This is a genomic window from Cellulomonas algicola, assembly GCF_003851725.1.
GTDB lineage: Bacteria > Actinomycetota > Actinomycetes > Actinomycetales > Cellulomonadaceae > Cellulomonas > Cellulomonas algicola.
The window spans coordinates 1-497 of record NZ_BHYL01000496.1; the positions used below are offsets into that span (position 1 = coordinate 1).

Annotated in this window: 1 protein-coding gene; it reads left to right on the forward strand. The window is 74.2% G+C overall.

Going from position 1 to position 497, the window contains the following annotated elements; translation table 11 throughout:
• The coding region (locus tag CTKZ_RS21100) for a helix-turn-helix domain-containing protein (RefSeq protein ID WP_200829879.1) at nt 1-497 on the forward strand (497 nt) is incomplete at both ends.

Below are 497 nucleotides of genomic sequence, written 5' to 3' on the forward strand. Positions count from 1 at the left end.
CGCGGCCGGTCGTCCGGTCGCTCATGTGGCCGCGGAGATGGGTGTCTCGCGCACCACGGCGTGGCGCTGGTGGCGCCGGTTCCAGGCAGAGGGGCGTCCCGGGCTGGTGGACCGGTCGAGCGTGGCTCGCGCCCACCCGGCTCGAACGGCGCCGTGCGTGGAGACGCGGGTGCGCATCGCGCGGATGCTCTCGCGACGTGGCCCGGTCTGGATCGGTCGACACCTGGGGCTGCCGGCCTCGACGGTGGGCCGGGTCCTGGCCCGGCACCGCACCCCGCTGCTGCGCGCGTGTGACCCGCTGACCGGTGTGGTGATCCGGGCGTCGCGGCGCTCGGCGAACCGCTACGAGCACCCCCACCCGGGCTCACTGGTGCACATCGACGTCAAGAAGCTCGGCCGCATCCCCGATGGCGGCGGCTGGAAGGCGCACGGCCGTGGCGAGCGACCCAACGACAAGCGTGGGCTGGGCTACGACTACGTGCACACCGCGATCGACG